17 protein-coding genes are annotated in these 19,995 nt (G+C 59.8%); 13 read left to right on the top strand and 4 right to left on the bottom strand.

What is annotated here, in order from left to right; translation table 11 throughout:
* Positions 1–57 precede the first annotated feature (57 nt).
* The 5 genes from NH395_RS12410 to NH395_RS12390 all read left to right on the top strand — a co-directional run bounded on the left by NH395_RS12410 (position 58) and on the right by NH395_RS12390 (position 6,863).
* A complete protein-coding gene (locus tag NH395_RS12410; RefSeq protein WP_366065857.1) occupies positions 58–1,686 on the top strand; it encodes a DASS family sodium-coupled anion symporter in 1,629 nt (542 codons plus the stop codon).
* A 94-nt stretch (positions 1,687–1,780) separates the two neighbouring features.
* On the top strand, positions 1,781–2,926 hold the full coding sequence (locus tag NH395_RS12405; protein WP_253025224.1) for an exonuclease SbcCD subunit D: 1,146 nt from the start codon (positions 1,781–1,783) through the stop codon (positions 2,924–2,926).
* Positions 2,923–5,526: an SMC family ATPase gene (locus NH395_RS12400; RefSeq protein WP_253025223.1), complete on the top strand. Its 2,604-nt coding sequence runs from the start codon at positions 2,923–2,925 to the stop codon at positions 5,524–5,526. Before NH395_RS12405 ends, NH395_RS12400 begins: the two co-directional genes overlap by 4 nt.
* A 117-nt stretch (positions 5,527–5,643) precedes the next feature.
* On the top strand, positions 5,644–6,384 hold the full coding sequence (locus NH395_RS12395) for a tellurite resistance TerB family protein (RefSeq protein WP_253025222.1): 741 nt from the start codon (positions 5,644–5,646) through the stop codon (positions 6,382–6,384).
* Entirely contained in the window at positions 6,384–6,863 is a 480-nt protein-coding gene (locus NH395_RS12390; protein WP_253025220.1) for a phosphatidylglycerophosphatase A, read from the top strand. Before NH395_RS12395 ends, NH395_RS12390 begins: the two co-directional genes overlap by 1 nt.
* Before the next feature lie 81 nt (positions 6,864–6,944).
* Here NH395_RS12390 and NH395_RS12385 read toward each other — a convergent pair whose 3' ends face one another.
* The 3 genes from NH395_RS12385 to NH395_RS12375 form a co-directional block, all read right to left on the bottom strand.
* Positions 6,945–8,327: an NAD-dependent succinate-semialdehyde dehydrogenase gene (locus tag NH395_RS12385; protein WP_253025219.1), complete on the bottom strand. Its 1,383-nt coding sequence runs from the start codon at positions 8,325–8,327 to the stop codon at positions 6,945–6,947.
* A gap of 171 nt (positions 8,328–8,498) precedes the next feature.
* Complete coding sequence (msrA, locus tag NH395_RS12380) at positions 8,499–9,122, bottom strand: peptide-methionine (S)-S-oxide reductase MsrA (RefSeq protein WP_253025453.1); 624 nt, start codon at positions 9,120–9,122, stop codon at positions 8,499–8,501.
* A 101-nt stretch (positions 9,123–9,223) separates the two neighbouring features.
* Entirely contained in the window at positions 9,224–10,132 is a 909-nt protein-coding gene (locus NH395_RS12375) for a LysR family transcriptional regulator (protein WP_253025218.1), read from the bottom strand.
* Positions 10,133–10,271: 139 nt separating this feature from the next.
* Here NH395_RS12375 and NH395_RS12370 point away from each other — a divergent pair, with 139 nt between their 5' ends.
* The 5 genes from NH395_RS12370 (at position 10,272) to NH395_RS12350 (ending at position 15,759) form a co-directional block, all read left to right on the top strand.
* Positions 10,272–11,792, top strand: coding sequence for a CoA-acylating methylmalonate-semialdehyde dehydrogenase (locus NH395_RS12370; RefSeq protein WP_253025217.1), 1,521 nt, complete (start codon positions 10,272–10,274; stop codon positions 11,790–11,792).
* A gap of 27 nt (positions 11,793–11,819) precedes the next feature.
* Positions 11,820–13,484 (top strand): GMC family oxidoreductase N-terminal domain-containing protein, encoded by a 1,665-nt coding sequence (locus tag NH395_RS12365; protein ID WP_253025216.1) that lies wholly within the window; start codon positions 11,820–11,822, stop codon positions 13,482–13,484.
* 191 nt (positions 13,485–13,675) lie between these two features.
* A complete protein-coding gene (locus NH395_RS12360) occupies positions 13,676–13,879 on the top strand; it encodes a cold shock domain-containing protein (protein ID WP_009101184.1) in 204 nt (67 codons plus the stop codon).
* A gap of 158 nt (positions 13,880–14,037) precedes the next feature.
* The gene (locus NH395_RS12355) at positions 14,038–14,706 is read left to right on the top strand and encodes an alpha/beta hydrolase (RefSeq protein WP_253025214.1); all 669 of its coding nucleotides are present in this window, start codon (positions 14,038–14,040) and stop codon (positions 14,704–14,706) included.
* A gap of 48 nt (positions 14,707–14,754) precedes the next feature.
* Positions 14,755–15,759 carry a YihY/virulence factor BrkB family protein gene (locus tag NH395_RS12350; protein WP_253025212.1) on the top strand — a complete coding sequence of 335 codons (1,005 nt, stop codon included), beginning with the start codon at positions 14,755–14,757 and terminating at the stop codon, positions 15,757–15,759.
* Between the two features lie 55 nt (positions 15,760–15,814).
* On the opposite strand, the gene NH395_RS12345 is transcribed toward NH395_RS12350, so the two are convergent.
* A complete protein-coding gene (locus NH395_RS12345) occupies positions 15,815–17,224 on the bottom strand; it encodes a PhoH family protein (RefSeq protein ID WP_092826615.1) in 1,410 nt (469 codons plus the stop codon).
* 359 nt (positions 17,225–17,583) lie between these two features.
* Between NH395_RS12345 and NH395_RS12340 the strand changes: the two genes are divergently transcribed.
* The 3 genes from NH395_RS12340 (at position 17,584) to dbpA (ending at position 19,978) form a co-directional block, all read left to right on the top strand.
* On the top strand, positions 17,584–17,853 hold the full coding sequence (locus NH395_RS12340; protein WP_253025210.1) for a hypothetical protein: 270 nt from the start codon (positions 17,584–17,586) through the stop codon (positions 17,851–17,853).
* A 166-nt stretch (positions 17,854–18,019) separates the two neighbouring features.
* Positions 18,020–18,487, top strand: a complete 468-nt coding sequence (gene ybaK, locus NH395_RS12335; protein WP_253025208.1) for a Cys-tRNA(Pro) deacylase — start codon at positions 18,020–18,022, stop codon at positions 18,485–18,487.
* Between the two features lie 93 nt (positions 18,488–18,580).
* The gene (gene dbpA, locus NH395_RS12330) at positions 18,581–19,978 is read left to right on the top strand and encodes an ATP-dependent RNA helicase DbpA (RefSeq protein WP_253025206.1); all 1,398 of its coding nucleotides are present in this window, start codon (positions 18,581–18,583) and stop codon (positions 19,976–19,978) included.
* Positions 19,979–19,995: the final 17 nt, after the last annotated feature.

Below are 19,995 nucleotides of genomic sequence, written 5' to 3'. Positions count from 1 at the left end.
TCAATACCTTACACCCTACTCCGTGAGCGAAATTGTCGTATGCGAAGCAATGGAATGATGACGGTGTGGGACCAGCTCTGGGTCTCTCACCAACAGGCAAAAACACTCTTGATGTGCGCGCTGCCCACCTCGGGTGGGTCGGGAGGCGGTGCCTCTTCAGGCAATGGCTCGGGCGGGGAGCCGCGTCCGCCAGCATATACAAAGCCGCAAAAAGTCGGGCTGGTGTTGGGGCCGCTGCTGTTCGCCTTTGTGTTGCTGTTTTTCCATCCTGCCGACCTCAGCGTTGAAGGCCGCATGGTGCTGGCCACCACATTGTGGGTGGCCGTGTGGTGGATTACCGAGGCGATCCCGATTCCGGTGACGTCGCTTTTGCCCATTGTATTGCTGCCGATCACTGGGGCGCTTGAGGGCAGTCGGGTAACGGCGGCCTACGGTAATCCGATTATCTTTTTATTCCTGGGCGGCTTCATGATCGCCCTGGCGATGGAGAAATGGGGGCTGCACAAGCGTATTGCGCTGGTGATTATTGGCCTGTTGGGCACCAGTATCAATCGCATCGTGCTGGGCTTTATGGCGGCCACTGGTTTTTTGTCGATGTGGGTGTCCAACACCGCTTCGGTAATGATGATGCTGCCGATTGGCACGGCGATTGTGTATCAAGTCACCCAGGAACTGAGCAAATCCGACGGGGACCACAGCGACGATATCGATAAATTCAGCAAGGCGCTGATATTTGGTATCGGCTACGGCGGTACCATTGGTGGCCTGGGCACCTTGATCGGTACACCGCCCAATATCATCTTGGCAGCGACTGTGTCGGAACTGTTCGGGGTGCAGATATCTTTCGCCGAATGGATGTTCTTTGCCTTTCCCGTGGTAGTGGTTCTGCTCTTCGCCGCCTGGCTGCTGCTGACCAAGGTGGTTTATCGCGTCAGGCTTGCCGATTTGCCAGGGGGCAAAGCGGTGATCGACAAGGAAAAACAGGCGCTGGGTACGACCAGTTTTGAAGAAAAAGCCGTGCTGGCCGTGTTCCTGTTTGCGGCCTTCATGTGGATCACGCGCTCGTTTTTATGGGAAGGGCAGTTGCTCAATATCCCCGGCATCAACGACACCATGATTGCCATGGTGGCGGCCATTGCGCTGTTTTTGATTCCCTCCAAAAGTCGCGGCGGCTGCCTGCTGGACTGGGAAGTGGCCAAGGATGTGCCCTGGGGCATTCTGCTGCTGTTCGGTGGCGGCCTGGCGATTGCAGCGGGCTTCAGTTCCTCGGGCCTGGCCGAGTGGATCGGCGAACAGATGAGCGTGCTGGAAGGCGTCAACTTCTTGCTGGTGATTCTGCTGGCCAGTGCCATGGTGCTATTCCTGACCGAAATCACCTCGAATACCGCCACCGCGACGATGATTCTGCCCGTGCTGGCGTCGCTGGCGCTGGCGCTGAACGTGCACCCCTTCGTGCTGATGGTGCCCGCGGCCATGGCCGCCAACTGCGCTTTCATGCTGCCGGTGGGCACGCCGCCCAACGCGATCATTTTCGCCACGGGCAAAATCAAGATTATCGAAATGGTGCGCAACGGTTTCGGGCTCAATATCCTGGCGCTGGTGCTGATCGTCGCGGCGGTCTATATCCTGCTGCCGATGATGTGGGGCGTTGATTTGACCAGCTACCCCGACGCCTTCCGCCGTTGATTCATTGGCGGTTGAGCTTGGCCTGTAACGCCCCGCCACGAGCGGGGCGTTTTGCTAGTATGATGCCGTTATTCTTCTTGCTGCTGAGTTTGCCATGCGCCTACTGCACACCGCCGACTGGCATCTGGGTCGGCTGTTTCACAACCTGTCGCTGCTGGATGACCAGCGTTACGTCCTCGATCAACTGATCGATATCATCGACCGGGAGGCCGTCGATGCGGTGCTGATCGCCGGGGATATCTATGACCGCTCGGTGCCGCCTGCCTCGGCGGTCGCCCTGCTGGACGACGTCCTGAGGGCATTGTGCAGCGAGCGCAACCTGCCGGTGGTGATGATTTCCGGCAACCACGACAGCGCCCAGCGGCTGGGCTTTGGCGCGCGCCATTTACGCCAGGCGGGGCTGCACATTCTGTCTGACCTGGCCGACATCGAACGGCCGGTGACGCTGTCTGCCAACGGCGTGGAGGTGGATGTTTTCGGCATTCCCTACGCCGACCCGGAATACGTTCGCAGCCAGTTAGGGGTAGACGTGCGCGACTTCGACAGCGCCCACCGTCACCTGGTCGAATGCATCAACACAAAGCGCCGCCCAACGCGCCCCACGGTATTGATGAGCCACTGCTTTGTGGATGGCGGCAGTGCCTCGGACTCCGAGCGTCCGTTGACGCTTGGCGGTGCTGAAAGTGTCGCCTGGGAGCCCATGCAATCGTTCGACTACGTGGCGCTGGGGCATTTGCATGGCCCCCAATGCCGTGGCGGAGAGCATATCCGCTACAGTGGCTCCCTGCTCAAGTACAGCTTTTCCGAAGCAAGCCAGCGCAAGGGCGTTACCCTGGTGGATATCGACGAGCAGGGCGTCCGCCACATCGAACACCGCCCTTTGACGCCGCGCCTGGACGTGCGGATCCTGGAAGGCGAGCTGGATTCGCTCATTGCCCAGGGGCTTGGCGACCCCCATGCAGACGACTACCTGCTGGTTCGCCTGACCGATCGCCACGCCATCCTCGACCCCATGGGCAAGCTGCGCGAGGCCTACCCCAACGTACTGCACCTAGAAAAGCCCGGCATGCTGGAATCCCGCGGCCGCCAACAGCTGGATCGCGAGCGGCTGCGGTTCAGTGCGCTGGACATGTTCAGCGACTTCTTCGCCCAGACCAGCGGCGAGGCGATGACCGACGAGCAGGCCGAGGCCATGAACGAACTGATCAGCCAGCTCAACCGTGACGAGGAAACCCGATGACGCCGCTAAGCTTGACCATGCAGGCCTTTGGCCCCTTCGCCGGTCGGGAAACCCTCGACTTCACCGCGCTGGGGCAAAGCCCGCTGTTTCTGATCAACGGCCCCACCGGCGCGGGCAAAAGCTCGATTCTGGACGCCCTGTGCTTTGCGCTTTATGGCCAGACCACCGGTGCGGAACGTGACGCCAGCCAGATGCGCTGCGACCAGGCCGCGGCAGATGCGCTTACCGAAGTGACGCTGGACTTTCGTCTGCGCGGCAACGCCTATCGGATACGCCGCGTGCCCCAGCAGGAGCGCCCCAAGGCGCGTGGTGAAGGGACCACTACGCAAAACGCGGAAGCCCAGCTTTGGCAACTGACCGCTGAAGGCGAGAAAGGCGATTGCCTGGTCGCCAAAAGCGTCAACGACGCCACGACCCAGGTCCAGGGCCTGATAGGGCTCGATGCCAGCCAGTTCCGACAGGTGATGGTGTTGCCCCAGGGCAAGTTTCGCGAGATGTTGCTGGCGGACTCGAAAGACCGCGAAAAAATCTTTTCTCAGCTGTTTCAAACGCAGATCTTCCAGCGCATCGAAGAGCGTCTGCGGACCCAGGCCAACCAGATCGAGCGCGAGGTCAATAACCACCGTCAGCGGGTGCAGGGTATTCTGCAGGCCAGCGACGTGGAAAACGATGCCGCCCTTGACGAGGAACGCCGCGCCCTCGAGCCTCAGCGCCAGGCCGCCCAGCACGACCTTGCCGAGGCCAGGGCGCGCCGTGAGGCCGCTGAAAACGCCGAGCGCCAGGGCAAGGAGCTGCAGGCCCAGTTTGATCAACAGGCAAAGCTACAGGCGGCCAGGAAAGCGCTGCTAGATCAGAAAGACGACATCGACGACGCCCAGGCACGGCTGGCCGCCCATGGCCAGACGCAGGCGCTGGCAACGGTGTACCAACGCCTGCAAGCCGCCCAGCAAACGGCCCGGTCGACCCGCGAAGAGCTCGCCCAGGCAGAACGCGCTGTGGCCGATCAGCAAGCGGCGCAGGCCGATGCCCAGCAAGCGCTGGCGGATGCCAGGCCGCAGTTTGAGCAGCTACCCGCCATGCGCGAGCAGGCGTTTCGCTTGCACCGTGCCGTTGAGCAATGCCAGGAACTGGCGGCGCTTGAGGCCCAGCGTGGGCAGCTTGCCGAGCAGGTCGAAGGCGCGGCCACCGAGGTCGCGCGACGGCGGCCGGGGGTTGAAGCCGCAGAGCAGCATGCCACCGAGCAGGAAATGCGCTGGCATCAGGGGCAGGCGGCGCTTCTGGCAGCACGACTGGAAGCCCAGGCGCCTTGCCCGGTCTGCGGCAGTCGCGAGCACCCGGCCCCGGCGAGCGCTGAGCAGGCGCCGGTGACCCAGGCCGAGGTCAAGCAGGCGCGTGCGGCGTTCGAGAAAGCCCGTCAGGCGCTGTCGAAAGCCGAGCAGCACCACGCGCAGTTAAGCCAGCAACTCGCCGACAAAGAGGCACATTGCCAGCGGCTGCGCGGCGAACTGGGTGAGCAGTCCTCGCTTGAGGCCCTGGAAGCCGCACAGGCCAAGCTCAAGGCCGATATTCAAGCCGCCGAAACCGCCTGGCAGACCGCTCAGGAAAAAGCCCAGCAGGCCCAGACGGCGCTGGCTCGCGCCGAGACCACCCTGGACGACGTCAACCAGCGCCAGGCCCGCGCCGACAGTGCCCTTGATGAGGCGCAGGAAGCGTGGCAACACGCCCTGGCCGATAGTGTCTTCGACGACGAGGAGGCGTTCAACCAGGCGCGGTTAAGCGACGAAGAGGCGCGACGACTGAGCGACGCGGTGGCCCACTTTCAGCGCGAACTGGCCAAGCTGGAAGGGCAGTTGGAGGCAATTCACACTCGCCTTGAGGGGCAGGAGCGGCCGGATCTCGCCCCCCTGGCAGAACGGGTAGCTGCAGCAAAGGCTCAGGAGCAGACCTTTGAAAAAACTTATCAGCAGTTGGCCGCGCGGATGGCGCAGTTGGATGCCACGCGCGAAAAGCTCGACGCCGCCCATGCCGCCCAGGCATCCCTTGAAGCCCAGTATCGGGTATGGGGGACGTTGAGCGAGGTTGCCAATGGCCGCACAGGGCAACGCATTAGCCTGCAGCGGTTTGTGCTCGGCGTGCTGCTGGACGACGTCTTGATTCAAGCCTCCGAACGCCTGGTGCACATGAGCCGCGGTCGCTACCAGCTGGTGCGCCGGGAAGACCCGTCCAAAGGCAACCGCGCCTCGGGGCTGGAGCTGGACGTGGCCGATACCTACACCGGCAAGAACCGCCCGGTGGCGACGTTATCGGGCGGTGAATCCTTTATGGCTGCGCTCTCGCTGGCGCTGGGGCTTTCCGACGTGGTTCAGGCCTACGCTGGCGGCATTCAACTGGATACGCTATTTATCGATGAAGGGTTTGGCAGCCTCGACCAGGATGCGCTGGACCAGGCGATTGCCATGCTCAGCGAACTGCAAATGGGCGGGCGCATGATCGGGATTATTTCCCACGTCAGCGAACTCAAGGAGCAAATACCGGTCCGTGTTGACGTACGGGCGAGTCGTCAGGGAAGCTCGGTGGACATAAAGGGGGCACTGCTTTAATGCCAGGGGAGCATTGGTTTTCGTAGGCATAGTTCATGCTGCGTTCATATGGCATGTTCTATAACGTGAATTGTCGTCAGCGAGTCCTGAAAAGACTCTCTACTTAGGAGTACAAGGATGAACGCAAGCAAGATTTTACAGCAACTGATGCAGCAGGCGGGCGGTAGCCAGAAGGGCGGCAGCAGTGGCGGTGTCGATGTCAAAGGCATGCTGAATGGCCTCTCCAAACAACTGGGCGGAAGTGATCAAGGCGGCAAGTCCGGTGGTGGTTCATCGAGCGGGTTCGATATGAAAAGCCTGCTGGGTGGGGGCGCCATGGGCATGCTGGTCGGCTCCAAGCGCGGCCGCAAGCTGGGCGGCAAGGCCCTCAAGTACGGTGCCATTGCGGGCGTCGGCGTATTGGCCTGGAAGGCCTGGCAAAGCTCGCAGGCCGGTAAAAACGCGTCCGGCGAATCGTCGGCCAGTGCCGAAGGTGAGCGCGTCGAGGTGCTGGACGGCGAGTATCAGGAACGCCGCAGCCTGGAATTGCTGCAGGCGATGATCATGGCCGCCCGGGCCGATGGCCATATCGACGAGCAGGAGCAGGCGCTGATCACCGAGCAAATTGATGAACTGGGCGCCGATCAGGAAATGCATAACTGGGTCGAGCGGCAGCTAAAGGCACCCCTGGACGCCCAGGCACTGGCCCTTGAAGCGGATTCACCCCAGGCAGCGCGGGAAATGTACCTGATCAGCGTGGCCGTGACAGACGAGCAAAACCCCATGGAGCGCGCCTGGCTCGACCAGTTGGCAAGCGCCCTAGAGTTATCGCCGGACATGGCTTGCGAGCTTGAACAACAGGCCCGGCAGGCCGGTTGATGCTCGAGACACTCAATTTCTGGGTTGCCACCGGTTTTGGTCTGGGGTTGGCCCCTATGGCCCCGGGCACTTTCGGCTCGCTGATTGGCATCCCGCTGGCGTGGTGGCTGCTGGGCAGGCCCGTTGGCTATCAGGCTGCGGGGATCGCGGTGCTGTTGGTGGTGGCGGTGCCGGTATGTCACGTCGCTGCATGGCATTACGCGGGTCTTGATCATGGCAGCATCGTTGCCGATGAATATGTCGCCTTTCCATTGGCCGTCATCGGGTTAACGGCCGCACGCCAGCCGCTGGTCATGCTGCTGGCGTTTGTGGTTTACCGGTTGTTCGATGGCTTGAAGCCACCACCGATTCACCTGGCCGAGTATGTTCATGGCGGCTTGGGAATTGTGCTGGACGACGTGATTGCCGCCCTCGTGACCTGGGTCGTGCTGGCGCTGCTGTTGAAGCTCTGGCAACGCCGAACGCTAAAAAGTACCTGACAATGTGCCTTAACTAAAAAGCGCCGCAGGTTTTAGCCTGCGGCGCTTTTCGTCATTGGATCAGGATGTACTTACCGACACCTATTCCTTGACGACGATGACCGACTTGGCGTTGACGAATTCGTGCATGCCGAAGCCGCCATGCTCTCGGCCGTAGCCTGAATCCTTCACGCCGCCAAACGGCATTTCCGGTGTGGCCACGCCAAAGCCGTTGATAAATACCATGCCGGTATCGAAGTACTGGCTGGCAAGCTCGGTGGCGCGCTTCACATCCTTGGAAATAATTCCGCCGCCGAGACCGTAACGGCTGTCATTGGCAATGCGCATGGCGTCGTCGTCATCCTTGGCGCGAATCAATGCCGCCACCGGGCCAAACAGCTCGTCGTCGTAGGCGGGCTGGCCGGGGGTAACGTTATCCAGCACGGTGACCGGATAAAAGGCGCCTTTGCTGTCGGGCTTCTGGCCGCCGCACAGAACCTTCGCGCCCTTGCGTACGCTTTCTTCCACCTGGGCATGCAGATCGTCGCGTAAATCGACGCGTGCCATGGGGCCGACATCGGTGCCGTCTTGCGTGGGGTCACCGACCTGGAGGGCGTTCATCTTCTCGACGAAACGCTCCTTGAAGGCCTCGTAGTTGGCCTCGGTGACCACAAAGCGTTTGGCGGCCACGCAGGTTTGCCCGGTATTGTAGACGCGGCCCATCACACAGGTATCCACCGCTACTTCCAGGTCGGCGTCGTCCAGCACCAGGTAGGCATCGTTGGAGCCCAGCTCGAGGACGGTCTTTTTCAGATGCTCCGCCGCCTTGGCCGCCACTTTGCGCCCGGCTCCGTCGCTGCCGGTGAGCGTGACGCCGCGCACCGCCTTGTGGGCGATGACTTGGTCGGAGACATCGTGGGAAATCACCAGCGTGCGGAAGACGTTTTCGGGCAGGCCCGCCTCGCGGTAGATTTTCTCGAGCAGCAGGCCACTGCCGGTGACGCATTCGGCGTGCTTCAGTAGCACGGCGTTACCCGCCATGATGTTGGCGATGGAATAACGCACGACTTGATAAGCGGGGAAGTTCCACGGCTGGATGCCGTAGATGACGCCCATCGGCGAATAGGTCACGATGCCGCGTTCACCGTTGCTCGGGTTGCGTGTTTCATCGGCAAGGGATTCCGGACCGCGCTCGGCGGTGTAATCGCAGATGCCCACACACAGGTCGACTTCCTGATAGGCCTGCGAGGGCAGCTTGCCCATTTCCTTGACCATGAAGTCGGCGAGTTCTTCCTTGTGTGCCTTGAGCGCCTCGCCGATAGCCTTGACCACCTTGGCACGGTGTTCGAGGGGTTTGAGCCGCCAATCGAGAAATGCCTGGTGGCTGGCCTCAACGATCTGGATCGCCTGGCTTTCATCCATCAGCGCATAGGTCTGGAGTGTTTCGCCAGTAGTCGGGTTAACGGTGGTGATGCTGTTGCTCATAAGATCTCCTATCTATAGATCAACATGGTGAAATCAACGCTGCTTTAAAAACCGCGTCCTGGCGCGTTGCTAGCGTTGACCGACTGGTCTATTTCGAATGCCTTACTAAGGTAGTAGAAGATGGCAGGCGTTGCCTAATAGCTTCTCCCTATGGGGATATCAATGTCTCGTTCAGTCAAACGTAGGCCCGCCAGCTTCGTCGCCCCAAACCTCTTCCAGGCGACCATCACGACCACAGCTGAAGCGGTAGAACTTGTAGCGTACCGGGTTCTTCTCGTAGTAGTTCTGGTGATATTCCTCGGCCGCCCAGAAAGTGTCAGCGGGCAGTATCTCGGTGGTTATTGTCTCGTCGAAGCGTTCTTCCATCGCTTCCTTGGAAGCTTCGGCCAGTTCGCGCTGTTCGTCATCCTGATAAAAAATCGCTGAACGGTACTGGTCGCCAACATCGCAGAACTGGCGGCCGACGGCGAAGGGGTCGATATTGCGCCAGTAAATGTCCAGCAACTGCTCGTAGCTGATCTGGTCCGCGTCGTATTCGACCTTGACCACTTCTATATGGTCGGTGTCGCCACTGCTGACATCGTCGTAGGTGGGGTTTTCCAGCTCGCCGCCGGTATAGCCGGAGATGGTCGCCGTCACGCCGGGCTGGCGGTCGTAAGGGGGCTCCATGCACCAGAAGCAGCCGCCGGCAAATACCGCTTCTGCGGGCGTTTCGGCCTGCAGTGAGGTGCTGGCGATGCCAAGGACGGCCGTAGCGATACCCAGTGCTAACGGGCGACGTGGTAGCTGTTGCATCATGAGGTTGACTCCCGGGAGGTGAACCGTACTGTCATCACCTTCGATTTGTTAGGTTGCGGGTGGTTCACTTTCCTTGCAGGCGGACAGGTATTCCTTCGTTAAAGCTGGCCGTGGCGTGGGGGCCATACGTCGTCCAGGGTTTTTAGCGCGGCGGCGATGGGGGGCTCGGTGGCACGATCATGTCGCCAGATAAGGCCCAGCGAACAGGGCAGCCGAACATGGTCGGCCACGGCCAGGCCGCTCTCCTGGCGTTCAGCCATGGCCAGGGCATCACGCGCCAGGCTAAGGCCCACGCCAGCGCGTACAAGGTCGAGCATGCAGGCTTCCTGGTCGACCTGGGCGACGCGGTTCGGCGTGATGCCGCCGTCGGCCAGGCGGTGCTGAAGAAGCCGGTAGTGGACGGAGTCGGGGGGCGTGACGATCCAGGGTAGGCGGGCCAGCGACGCCCAACGCGTATCCGCAAGTCGCGCCTCCCAGCCGGCGGGGGCAATCACGTGATAGTCAAACTGGGTCAGCTCTCGCCAGGCCAGCGCCGGGTGGCCGGTGCCTTCACCAGGAGGCGCGAGATAAAAGCCCACGTCCAACTCGCCCTTTTCAATGCGTGTCAGTACGCGGCCGCTCATGCCGTGGTGCAGCTCGGTTTCAAGTTGTGGCGCCCTGAGCATCAGGCGGCTCAGAAAGGCCCCCAGGCGAATAAACTCAGGGTCGACGATGGTGCCAATGGTCAGTTTGCCGCGCAGTGTGCTGTGCAGGGCGCTGGCGGTTTGTTCGAAGGCGCTGGCGCTGGCCAGCGCCTTTTCGGCGGCCGACAGAAGGGCAAGCCCGTCGGCGGTAAGGCTCAGGCCTTGAGGGCGTCGGCTGAACAAGGTGAGCCCCAGGCTGGCTTGAAGCTGCTTCAACTTTAGGCTTACGGCGGGCTGGGTGAGGTGCAGTTGTTCGGCGGCGCGTGACACGCTACCAGCGCGGGCAACCGCCACGAACGCCCGTAGTGAGGCGTATTCCTGCATGGGTAACCTTCCTTAAGCGTGTTGTTATTAGCAAAGCTTATATCGTGGTTAAGAATTACTCAATTGATCGCCTCTGTTAGGCGGTTAATCTGGTGTTATCGCCATTTTAACGATCACGACACTTATAAAGGTTACTTCAATGACCACCGCGACCACGACGACCACTATCCAGCATTTTATTAACGGCCAGGTAAGCCAGGGCACGGGGGATGCCCAGGACGTATTCAACCCCGCGACGGGCCAGGTGAGCGGGCGGGTGTCGTTGGCCGGTGAGCACGATGTAAACGCCGCCGTGGAGGCTGCCCAGGCCGCGTTTCCTGCTTGGGCCGATACGCCGCCGATACGCCGGGCACGGGTGATGTTCAAATTCCTGGAGTTGCTCAACGCCAATAAGGACGCCTTGGCCGAGGCGATCACCAAAGAGCACGGCAAGGTGTTTACCGATGCCCAGGGTGAAGTGGCCCGGGGTATCGATATCGTCGAGTTTGCCTGCGGTATTCCCCAGTTGATGAAAGGGGACTACACCGAACAGGTGAGCACCGGGATCGATAACTGGACGGTACGCCAGCCGCTTGGCGTGGTGGCGGGGATCACGCCGTTCAATTTCCCGGTCATGGTGCCCATGTGGATGTTCCCGGTCGCCATCGCCACGGGGAATACCTTTATCCTCAAGCCGAGCCCGCTGGACCCCAGCGCTTCGTTGATGATTGCCGACCTGCTCAAGCAGGCCGGTTTGCCCGACGGCGTGTTCAACGTGGTGCAGGGCGGTAAGGATGCGGTCGAGCAACTGCTGGATCACCCCGAGGTCAAGGCACTGTCGTTTGTCGGCTCGACGCCCATTGCTAATCTGATTTACGAGCGTGGCGCCCGCCACGGGAAACGCGTCCAGGCGCTCGGCGGGGCGAAAAACCATATGGTCGTGATGCCCGATGCACATCTGGATAAAGCCGTTGATGCCCTGGTCGGCGCCGCCTATGGCTCCGCGGGGGAGCGCTGCATGGCGATCAGCGTGGCCGTCTTGGTGGGCGATGTGGCGGATAAGATCATGCCAGCGCTTGCAGAGCGCGCCAAGTCGCTCAAAGTGAAAAACGGCATGCAACTGGACGCCGAAATGGGCCCGATTGTGACCCGCGAAGCGCACCAGCGCATCACCGGCTACATCGACAAGGGCGTGGCCGAAGGGGCTGAACTGCTGGTTGACGGGCGTGAGTTTGACGTTTCCCAGACCGGCGACGGCTGCGCAGACGGTTTCTGGATGGGTGGCACGCTGTTTGACCATGTCACCCCGGACATGACGATCTACAAAGAAGAAATTTTCGGCCCGGTACTGGTCTGTGTGCGGGTTCCCGATGCGGCGACTGCCATTCAATTGATCAACGATCATGAGTTCGGCAACGGCGTCAGCTGCTTTACCGAAAGCGGCAGCGTGGCGCGGGAGTTTGGTCGCCGCATCCAGGTGGGCATGGTGGGTATCAACGTGCCCATCCCGGTGCCCATGGCCTGGCACGGCTTCGGCGGCTGGAAACGTTCGTTGTTTGGCGATACCCATGCCTACGGCGAGGAAGGCGTGCGCTTCTACACCAAGCAGAAGTCGATCATGCAGCGCTGGTCCGACTCGATCGATGGTGGCGCAGACTTTGTCATGCCAACCGCCAAGTAAACGCCGACGCGTTGCGGGAGCCAGCTCATGACCGATACAACGAACAACACCTTTGACTTCATTGTCGTGGGGGCAGGCACCGCCGGGTGCCTGCTGGCCAATCGATTGAGCGCCAACCCCGATCATCGGGTGCTGCTGATTGAGGCGGGCGGGCGCGATAACTATCACTGGATTCATATTCCGGTGGGCTATCTGTATTGCATCAATAACCCGCGCACTGACTGGATGTTCCGCACCGAGCCGGATAAAGGGCTCAACGGTCGCTCGTTGATTTACCCCCGAGGCAAGACCCTGGGCGGCTGTTCGAGCATCAACGGCATGCTGTACGTGCGCGGCCAGGCGCGGGATTATAACCACTGGGCCGAGGTGACCGGCGACGATGCCTGGCGCTGGGAAAACTGTCTGCCTGATTTTATCAAGCACGAACACCATCATCGCCTGGATGAAGGCGGCGATGCCGATGCCGAGCACCGCGACTTCCATGGCCACGGCGGTGAATGGCGGGTGGAAAAGCAGCGGCTAAGCTGGCAAGTGCTGGATGATTTTGCTGAAGCAGCGGCACAGTCGGGTGTTCCCCGGACACGCGACTTTAATCGCGGCGACAACGAAGGGGTGGACTACTTTGAGGTCAATCAGCGCGCCGGTTGGCGTTGGAATACGTCAAAAGCATTTTTGAAGCCGGTGCGACAGCGTCATAACCTTACCGTTTGGCACTCGACCCATGTCAATCAACTCTTATTTGCGAACGATGGCACAACACCACGCTGTGTGGGGGCCGAAGTGGTGCGCAACGGTGAAACGCTGCGCGTGGAGGCCCAGCAGGAAGTGATCCTGTCTGCCGGGTCGATTGGTTCGCCTCAGTTATTACAGCTTTCCGGCATAGGTCCTGCTGACCTGCTAGCCGAGCATGGTATCGAGGTGGTGAGTCCCTTGCCCGGCGTGGGTGAAAATCTGCAGGATCACCTGCAAATCCGCTCGGTGTATAAGGTGCAGGGCGGTAAAACACTCAACACCTTAGCCAACTCACTGGTAGGCAAGGCGAAAATTGCCCTGGAGTATGCCCTAAAACGGACCGGCCCCATGAGTATGGCGCCCTCCCAGCTGTGCATCTTCACGCGCAGCTCCGAGGAGTACGACTACGCCAATATTCAGTACCATGTTCAGCCATTAAGCCTGGAAGCATTTGGTCAGCCGCTACACCCGTACTCTGCGATCACTGCGAGCGTGTGTAACCTGAATCCCAGCAGCCGCGGGACCGTCAGAATTAAAAGCCGCGACCCGCGCCAGGCACCGGCGATAGCACCGAATTACCTGAGCACACCAGAGGATCGCAAGGTGGCCGCCGATTCGCTGCGGGTGACGCGCAGAATTGCCGAGCAGCCAGCGTTTGCCAAGTATCAGCCTGAAGAAGTAAAACCGGGCCTCGAGTATCAGAGCGACGACGAGCTGGCGCGGCTGGCAGGCGATATTGGCACGACGATTTTTCATCCGGTGGGCACCGCGCGGATGGGGCGGGACGACGACCCCATGGCGGTTGTCGATAGCCGGTTGCGCGTCCGTGGTGTCACTGGCCTGCGCGTGGCGGACGCCAGCGTGATGCCGACGATCACCAGCGGCAACACGAATTCACCGACGCTGATGATCGCTGAAAAAGCCGCAGGGTGGATATTAGCGGCGCGGTCATCTTACTGACACTTTTTTACGCGATAGTATTGACGTGTGCTGAAACAAGGCGCATTCTTCTGGGCAGTAGGTTAGCAAGTCGAACGTTGTCAGCAGTATCGAAGCGCCGCAAGCGTTGAGTCTGGTGAAAGTTTCTTGTTCTACCCACTGCAACTCGGGTATTACCCGGCTTTAAATACGCTTTATCGAGGATTTCGATCATGGCAACTGGTACCGTTAAGTGGTTTAACGACACTAAAGGCTTCGGCTTCATTTCTCCGGACGACAACGGCGACGACCTGTTCGCGCATTTCTCCGAAATTCAGGCTGACGGCTTCAAAACTCTGCAAGACGGTCAGAAGGTTTCCTTCGACGTTACCCAGGGTAAAAAAGGCCTTCAGGCTTCCAACATCAAAGTTCTGTAATTTAGAGCGATGATGTGCGCCATCAGCCGATAGCTGATGTGCTGAAAAACCCCGCTTATGCGGGGTTTTTTGTATGTGTATGAAAAATCGCCACATTACTCGCCCCAGACGTTGCTTTGCGCTAGGGTGATGTTTTTTTAAGTAAGGGATGAATAATCATGACAGCGCCTGGCGAACTCATTATCGAGCCGAAAAGCGGTAAACCCGCCGATGCGTGTGTGTTCATATTGCATGGTTTAGGTGCCGACGGGCATGATTTTGAACCTTTAGTTCCCGCGCTGGGCTTGCCGACCAGCGCCAATGTGCGCTTTATCATGCCTCACGCGCCCCGCTTGCCGGTGACCATCAACGGTGGAATGGTGATGCCTGCCTGGTACGATATCCTGGCGATGGATTTGGGCCGCCGAGTCGATGAAGCACAGCTGAAGGTCTCGGCCAAGCGTATTCAAACGCTGATTCATGAGCAGATTGACCAGGGTATCGATAGTCAGCGGATTATCGTGGCGGGATTTTCCCAGGGCGGCGCCGTTGCTTATCATGCCGCGCTGTCATTTCCCGAGCCGCTTGGCGGGCTCCTGGCGATGTCGACCTACTTCGCCACCGCCGACAGCATTGAACTGGCCGAAGCCAATCGCCAGATTCCCATAGAGGTTCAGCACGGCAGCTTCGACCCCATCGTGCCGGAAAGCTTGGGCAAGAGCGGCGCTGACCGCTTAACGAGCCTGGGCTATGCCGTCAACTACCGGCAGTACTCCATGGCCCACTCGCTCTGCCCCCAGCAGGTAAGCGATATCGGGCGCTGGCTTTTACAGCGCCTGAGCAGTTAAGGAAAACAGTTACGCTGAGCTGGTCAGCGTTATTTCAGGAGTAGGCGCATGTTTCGACCCTCGCGTGGCCGCCAAGCCGAGCTCCCCAACGAAATTCCCAAGCCAGGCTGGCACGACATCGTCTGGCGTGTTTTACGCTCGGCACGCCGTGACCGCATCATGCTGCTGGCAGCGGGGGTTGCCTTCTATGCGCTGCTTGCGTTGTTTCCCACCATTGCGGCGGTGATCTCCATCTGGGGGCTGTTTTTCGATCCGAATGAAGCAAGCCAGCAACTTTACAACCTCATTCGATTGATGCCCCCCGAGGCGGCCGAGCTGATCGACAACCAGGCCCAGGACGTGGTGGATAGCGTTGGGTCGAGTAATGAAATGGCGGCGCTGGTGAGCCTGTTGATTGCCATGTATATCGCCTCCAAGGGGGTCAGTGGCCTGATCGTGGGATTGAACGTGGTGTATGGCGAACAGGAGCAACGCAGCGTTTGGCGTTTGGCCGTGCTGGTGACCACCATGACGTTCGGCATGATTGGCATGACGCTTCTTACGCTTGGGTTCATAGGCCTGGTGCCGATGCTGGTCGATGCCTTGGCGGTTGTTTCACCCCTGGACCGGATCATCGATTTCATGCGCTGGCCGGCCTTGCTGGTGATGATGAGTGCTGTCATCGCGCTGCTCTATCGTTTTGCGCCCTATCGGCGTGCCGCCAAATGGGAATGGCTGAGCGTCGGTACCATGGTGGCAACGCTGCTCTGGCTGTTGGGGTCGGGCGGGCTATCGCTTTACGTGCGTTACTTTTCCAACTTCAGCGAGCTGTACGGCTCTCTGGGGGCCGTGGTGGTGTTGATGCTGTGGTTTTTGCTCTCGGCGTTTGTGGTGTTACTGGGTGCCGAAATCAACTGCGAGCTGGAGCGTCAGACCCGCCAGGACACGACCATTGGTCAGGAACGCCCGCTGGGACAGCGCGAGGCCTACGCCGCTGACACCCTGGGGCGTCAGCATCCGTGGCATGAACAGGACGACACCCAGACACCGCGGGATAATCCACGCGACGACTAATCTGTCGCACGCCGCCTCCTGCCGTCGGGCAGGAAGCGGGCTTGGGTTGAAAGGTTTACAGGAGTTCTTCGGCGGCCAGGGCCAGGCGTGAACGCTCGACGCTTTTCAGGGTGATATGCCCGGCATGGGGCCAGTCGCGGAATCGCTCTACCACGGCGGCCATACCGCAGGTATTGGCGGTCAGGTAAGGGGTATCGATCTGCCCGACGTTACCCAGGCAGACGATCTTGGTGTTGCGCCCGGCCCGGGTGACCAGGGATTTCAACTGTTTGGGGGTGAAGTTTTGTGCCTCGTCGATGATCAGGAAGGTATCGTTGAGGGTACGCCCGCGCATGAAGCTCGGTGCGCGGATCTGCACCCGTGAGCCAATCAGCTGCCGGGTGGCACCGTTATCCCAGGTGGACTCGCCTTCATCATTACGCAACAGGTTGTCCATGTTGTCGTGGAAGGCGCCCATCCACGGCGACATTTTTTCCTCCTCGGTGCCGGGTAGAAAGCCGATATCCTCGCCCATGGGAATGGGCGCCCGGGTAAACACAATGCGTTCGAACTGTTTCTGGTCCAGGGTCTGCTGAAATGCGGCGGCCAGGGTCATGAAGGTTTTGCCGGTGCCCGCGTTACCGGCGATGGTAACCAGGTCAATCTCCGGATCCATCAGCAGGTTTAGGGTGAAGTTTTGCCGACTGTCGTGGGCGTGAACCCCCCAGACGCCCGCATGGTGGCGGTAGTTGGTGAGCAGTTGCAGCCGTGCCGAGGAAGGTCCCAGCTCGCGGACGATCGCTTCGAACTCAGCACCGTTTTCGCTATCCGACACCAGCATCCCCACATGCCAATGACGCGGCATGTCGCCACTCAGTTGGTAGAAGGTGTGATGATCGGCTCGCTCGACGGTCACGTCCACGTTCAGCGCTTCCCAAAGCGAGGCGCCTTGAGGGCCTGCCGAGGTGTATACCTGGGCACCTTCGATCATCGCGTCGCTATCGTCGAACGCACGATCATTCAGGTAATCCTCGACCGGGACTTTCAACGCCGCCGCCTTGACCCGCAGGTTGATATCCTTGGTGATCAGGATCACCGAGGCATCGGGGCGTTCCTCGCGTAGCCGACAGGTTTCGGCGAGAATACGGTTATCGGGGCTGTCGTCCAGGGAATCAAAGGGTTTTAGGTCACGGTAGCAAAGAAAGTGCAGCTTGCCGGACTCGCCGGTGATGCGTGGAATCGGAATACCGCTTTGAATTTCGTCGAAGGTGACTTGGCTGGTGAGGTCTGAAAGCGTACGGCTTATCTGGCGCGCTGTACGGGCGATTTCGCGGATACCGTTTTTGTGCTTATCCAACTCCTCAAGGACGGTCATGGGGATAACGACATCGTGCTCGTCAAAATTGTAGAGCGCGGCGGGGTCATGGATCAGGACATTGGTGTCCAAAACGTAAAGCCTGGTTGCTTTCTTATCGAGTCGTACCATCGTGGCATTCACTCCGTGGTTGACGGCAACGTCGACACTGGCAGGTGCGTCTTACGTCCTAATGACACTTGCCTGTGTCGTTAAGATGGCGTGTCCTGGTTCCTCCTTATTTAGCGCTTTTTAATAGCTTGGAAGGCATTGGCGTTTTTTGCCAATAAATCTATTTCAACGAACGATGTCAACGCCGGATGAGCGCTTTCTGACACCATGCGGACATTTATTTGACGGCGTTACCGTTTGCTCTTATGCCGCTGACCGAAACGTACGAAAAAGATTGACGTCTGCTTGAAGGCGGTGCTATTAAGTGCTGCCGACAATAGGTGTCGGTCTAAGAGTGTTATGTTGAGGGTCGTAAAAACATGCCATTGCGCCGCTGTTTGCCTGTACTGCTATTGATCTCACTGGTTGCTGGCTGTGCAACTTCTACCATTGCCCCAAGCTACACCAGCGACAACCCTGATATCATGCGAATCGGTGGTGAGCGTCCCGCTAACCGCGATACGACCGTTGAAAGCGCCGGTTCATTCTGTCTGGAAACAGCCGAGCGTTGGAACGACCATGGCCGCACGCCCGATGGCCAAACGCTGTGGGCGAAAGATACTCTGCGTAAAGTGGTGGCCTGCAACTGACCCCCATGCTGTATGCAATGTCAACCAAAACGCCAGCTGAACGTTAAGCTGGCGTTTTGGTATGCGTTTTACTCAGTTGACGCACTGTGCTTGTTCACGCTATCAATATTAGCAGAAGCTACTGATAGCTCCAGGCTGGCTGATGCCTTTAACTGAAGAGAACGACATGACTCCCGCGATTAAAAGTGCCCAAAACGCTGGCATTGCCTTCCAAATCCACGAATATCATCATGATCCGGCTGCCGAGTCCTACGGCCTGGAAGCGGCCGATAAGCTGGGCGTTGCCGCTGAACAGGTGTTCAAGACCCTGGTCGTCAAGCTGGATGGCAAGCAACTGGCGGTGGGCATTGTGCCCGTCACCGGGCAATTGAACCTGAAGCAGATCGCCAAAGCCGCCGGGGCCAAAAAAGCCGCCATGGCGCAACCCGATGACGTGCAACGCACAACGGGGTATGTGCTGGGCGGTGTCAGCCCGCTGGGGCAGAAAAAGCGCCTGGCCACCTTTATCGACCGTTCTGCAGAAACCTTTGCCACGATTTATGTCAGCGCTGGAAGGCGGGGGCTTGAAATTGAGCTGGCGCCCAAGGATCTGCAAGCACTCAGCCAAGCGCAACTGGCTCCTATCCAGGCATGACAACAGGGCGCGAAAGGGCGCTTTCTGGTATGGTGCGAGGCATTAAGGCCGCTCATGCTTAGCGGGGTATTTTCGCCCCTTCAGGAATTTTCCGTGTCCGACACTTCTTTTGCTTCTCTGGCACTGCCAAGCGCACTTGCCAGTAATCTTGACTCTCTGGGTTATCACCACATGACGCCGGTTCAGGCACAAAGCCTGCCGCCCATGCTGGCTGGCCGCGATGTCATGGCCCAGGCCAAAACCGGCTCGGGTAAAACCGCCGCCTTTGGGCTGGCATTGCTGGCCGAGCTGCACGTCGAGGCGTTTGCCGTTCAGGGGCTGGTGCTGTGCCCCACCCGGGAGCTTGCTGATCAGGTGGCTGAGGAACTACGCCGCCTGGCCCGGGCAATGCCCAACGTGAAAATCCTAACCCTGTGCGGGGGAGCGCCGCTGGGGCCACAGCTTTCATCGTTGGACCACGGCGCGCATATCGTGGTGGGCACGCCGGGGCGCATTGACGAGCACTTGCGCAAAGGCGCTCTGACGCTTGGTTCGCTAACGACCCTGGTGCTGGATGAAGCCGACCGCATGCTGGATATGGGCTTTCAGGAAACGATTGACGCCATCATTGCCGACACCCCGGCCGACCGCCAGACGCTGCTGTTTAGCGCCACCTTCCCGGACGAGCAGGCATCCGGCGGGCTGGCAGCGATGACGCGCGGCGTGATGCGCGACCCGGTGACGGTCAAGGTGGCCGAGGTTCATGACGCCACCACCATCGACCAGCATTTCTACCAGGTCGCAAGCGAAGACGCCCGCTTTGCGGCACTCAAACAGTTGCTGTTGGTCAACCGGCCGACCACCAGCGTGGTGTTCTGCAACACTAAGCGCGAGACTCAGGCGGTAGCCGACCAACTGGTCGATGCCGGTTTCAGCGCCGTCGCGCTGCACGGCGACCTGGAGCAGAAAGACCGCGACCGGCTGCTTGTCTTGTTTGCCAATCAAAGCGCGTCTATCTTGGTCGCCACCGACGTGGCGGCCCGTGGCCTGGATATCGCCCAACTGGATGCGGTGTTCAACTACCAGATCGCCCGTGAGCTGGACGTCCACGTCCACCGAGTGGGGCGAACCGGGAGAGCTGGGGCGAGCGGCATTGCCTGCACCCTGGTAACCCCCAAGGAGACCTACCGGCTGGAAAAACTGGCCGACGTGCTGAGTGAAACCCTGACCACCGAGCCGCTGCCCAAGGCAACGAACGCTTTGCCGTTCGAGCCGCCCATGGCCACCCTGCAACTGGCCGGTGGCAAGAAAGACAAGTTGCGCCCCGGCGATATTTTGGGGGCACTGACCAGTGAAGGCGGCTTGCGCGGTGACCAGGTAGGCAAGATAAAAGTGCTTGCTCGCAGCGCCTACGTGGCGGTTGTGCGGGACAGAGTTCAGCAGGCCCAGGCAAAGCTTGAGCGTGATAAGTTGAAAGGGCGAGCCTTTCGCGTCCGTCGCATTCGCCATTAAGTGTCTATTTGAGCGTG

Origin of the sequence: Halomonas sp. Mc5H-6 (assembly GCF_024124705.1) — a bacterium.
Taxonomy (GTDB): domain Bacteria; phylum Pseudomonadota; class Gammaproteobacteria; order Pseudomonadales; family Halomonadaceae; genus Vreelandella; species Vreelandella subterranea.
The sequence above is the reverse complement of the archived record's forward strand: the minus strand, read 5'-3'. Positions and strand labels throughout refer to the sequence as shown.

Bases quoted from the DNA above. Each gene is read 5' to 3' on its own strand.
- msrA (WP_253025453.1), bottom strand. From the start codon at position 9,122: ATGCAACAGCTACCACGTCGCCCGTTAGCACTGGGTATCGCTACGGCC.
- NH395_RS12400 (WP_253025223.1), top strand. From the start codon at position 2,923: ATGACGCCGCTAAGCTTGACCATGCAGGCCTTTGGCCCCTTCGCCGGT.
- NH395_RS12405 (WP_253025224.1), top strand. From the start codon at position 1,781: ATGCGCCTACTGCACACCGCCGACTGGCATCTGGGTCGGCTGTTTCAC.
- NH395_RS12395 (WP_253025222.1), top strand. From the start codon at position 5,644: ATGAACGCAAGCAAGATTTTACAGCAACTGATGCAGCAGGCGGGCGGT.
- NH395_RS12365 (WP_253025216.1), top strand. From the start codon at position 11,820: ATGACCGATACAACGAACAACACCTTTGACTTCATTGTCGTGGGGGCA.
- NH395_RS12360 (WP_009101184.1), top strand. From the start codon at position 13,676: ATGGCAACTGGTACCGTTAAGTGGTTTAACGACACTAAAGGCTTCGGC.
- NH395_RS12370 (WP_253025217.1), top strand. From the start codon at position 10,272: ATGACCACCGCGACCACGACGACCACTATCCAGCATTTTATTAACGGC.
- NH395_RS12340 (WP_253025210.1), top strand. From the start codon at position 17,584: ATGCCATTGCGCCGCTGTTTGCCTGTACTGCTATTGATCTCACTGGTT.
- ybaK (WP_253025208.1), top strand. From the start codon at position 18,020: ATGACTCCCGCGATTAAAAGTGCCCAAAACGCTGGCATTGCCTTCCAA.
- NH395_RS12355 (WP_253025214.1), top strand. From the start codon at position 14,038: ATGACAGCGCCTGGCGAACTCATTATCGAGCCGAAAAGCGGTAAACCC.
- NH395_RS12375 (WP_253025218.1), bottom strand. From the start codon at position 10,132: ATGCAGGAATACGCCTCACTACGGGCGTTCGTGGCGGTTGCCCGCGCT.
- NH395_RS12385 (WP_253025219.1), bottom strand. From the start codon at position 8,327: ATGAGCAACAGCATCACCACCGTTAACCCGACTACTGGCGAAACACTC.
- NH395_RS12410 (WP_366065857.1), top strand. From the start codon at position 58: ATGACGGTGTGGGACCAGCTCTGGGTCTCTCACCAACAGGCAAAAACA.
- NH395_RS12350 (WP_253025212.1), top strand. From the start codon at position 14,755: ATGTTTCGACCCTCGCGTGGCCGCCAAGCCGAGCTCCCCAACGAAATT.
- NH395_RS12390 (WP_253025220.1), top strand. From the start codon at position 6,384: ATGCTCGAGACACTCAATTTCTGGGTTGCCACCGGTTTTGGTCTGGGG.
- NH395_RS12345 (WP_092826615.1), bottom strand. From the start codon at position 17,224: ATGGTACGACTCGATAAGAAAGCAACCAGGCTTTACGTTTTGGACACC.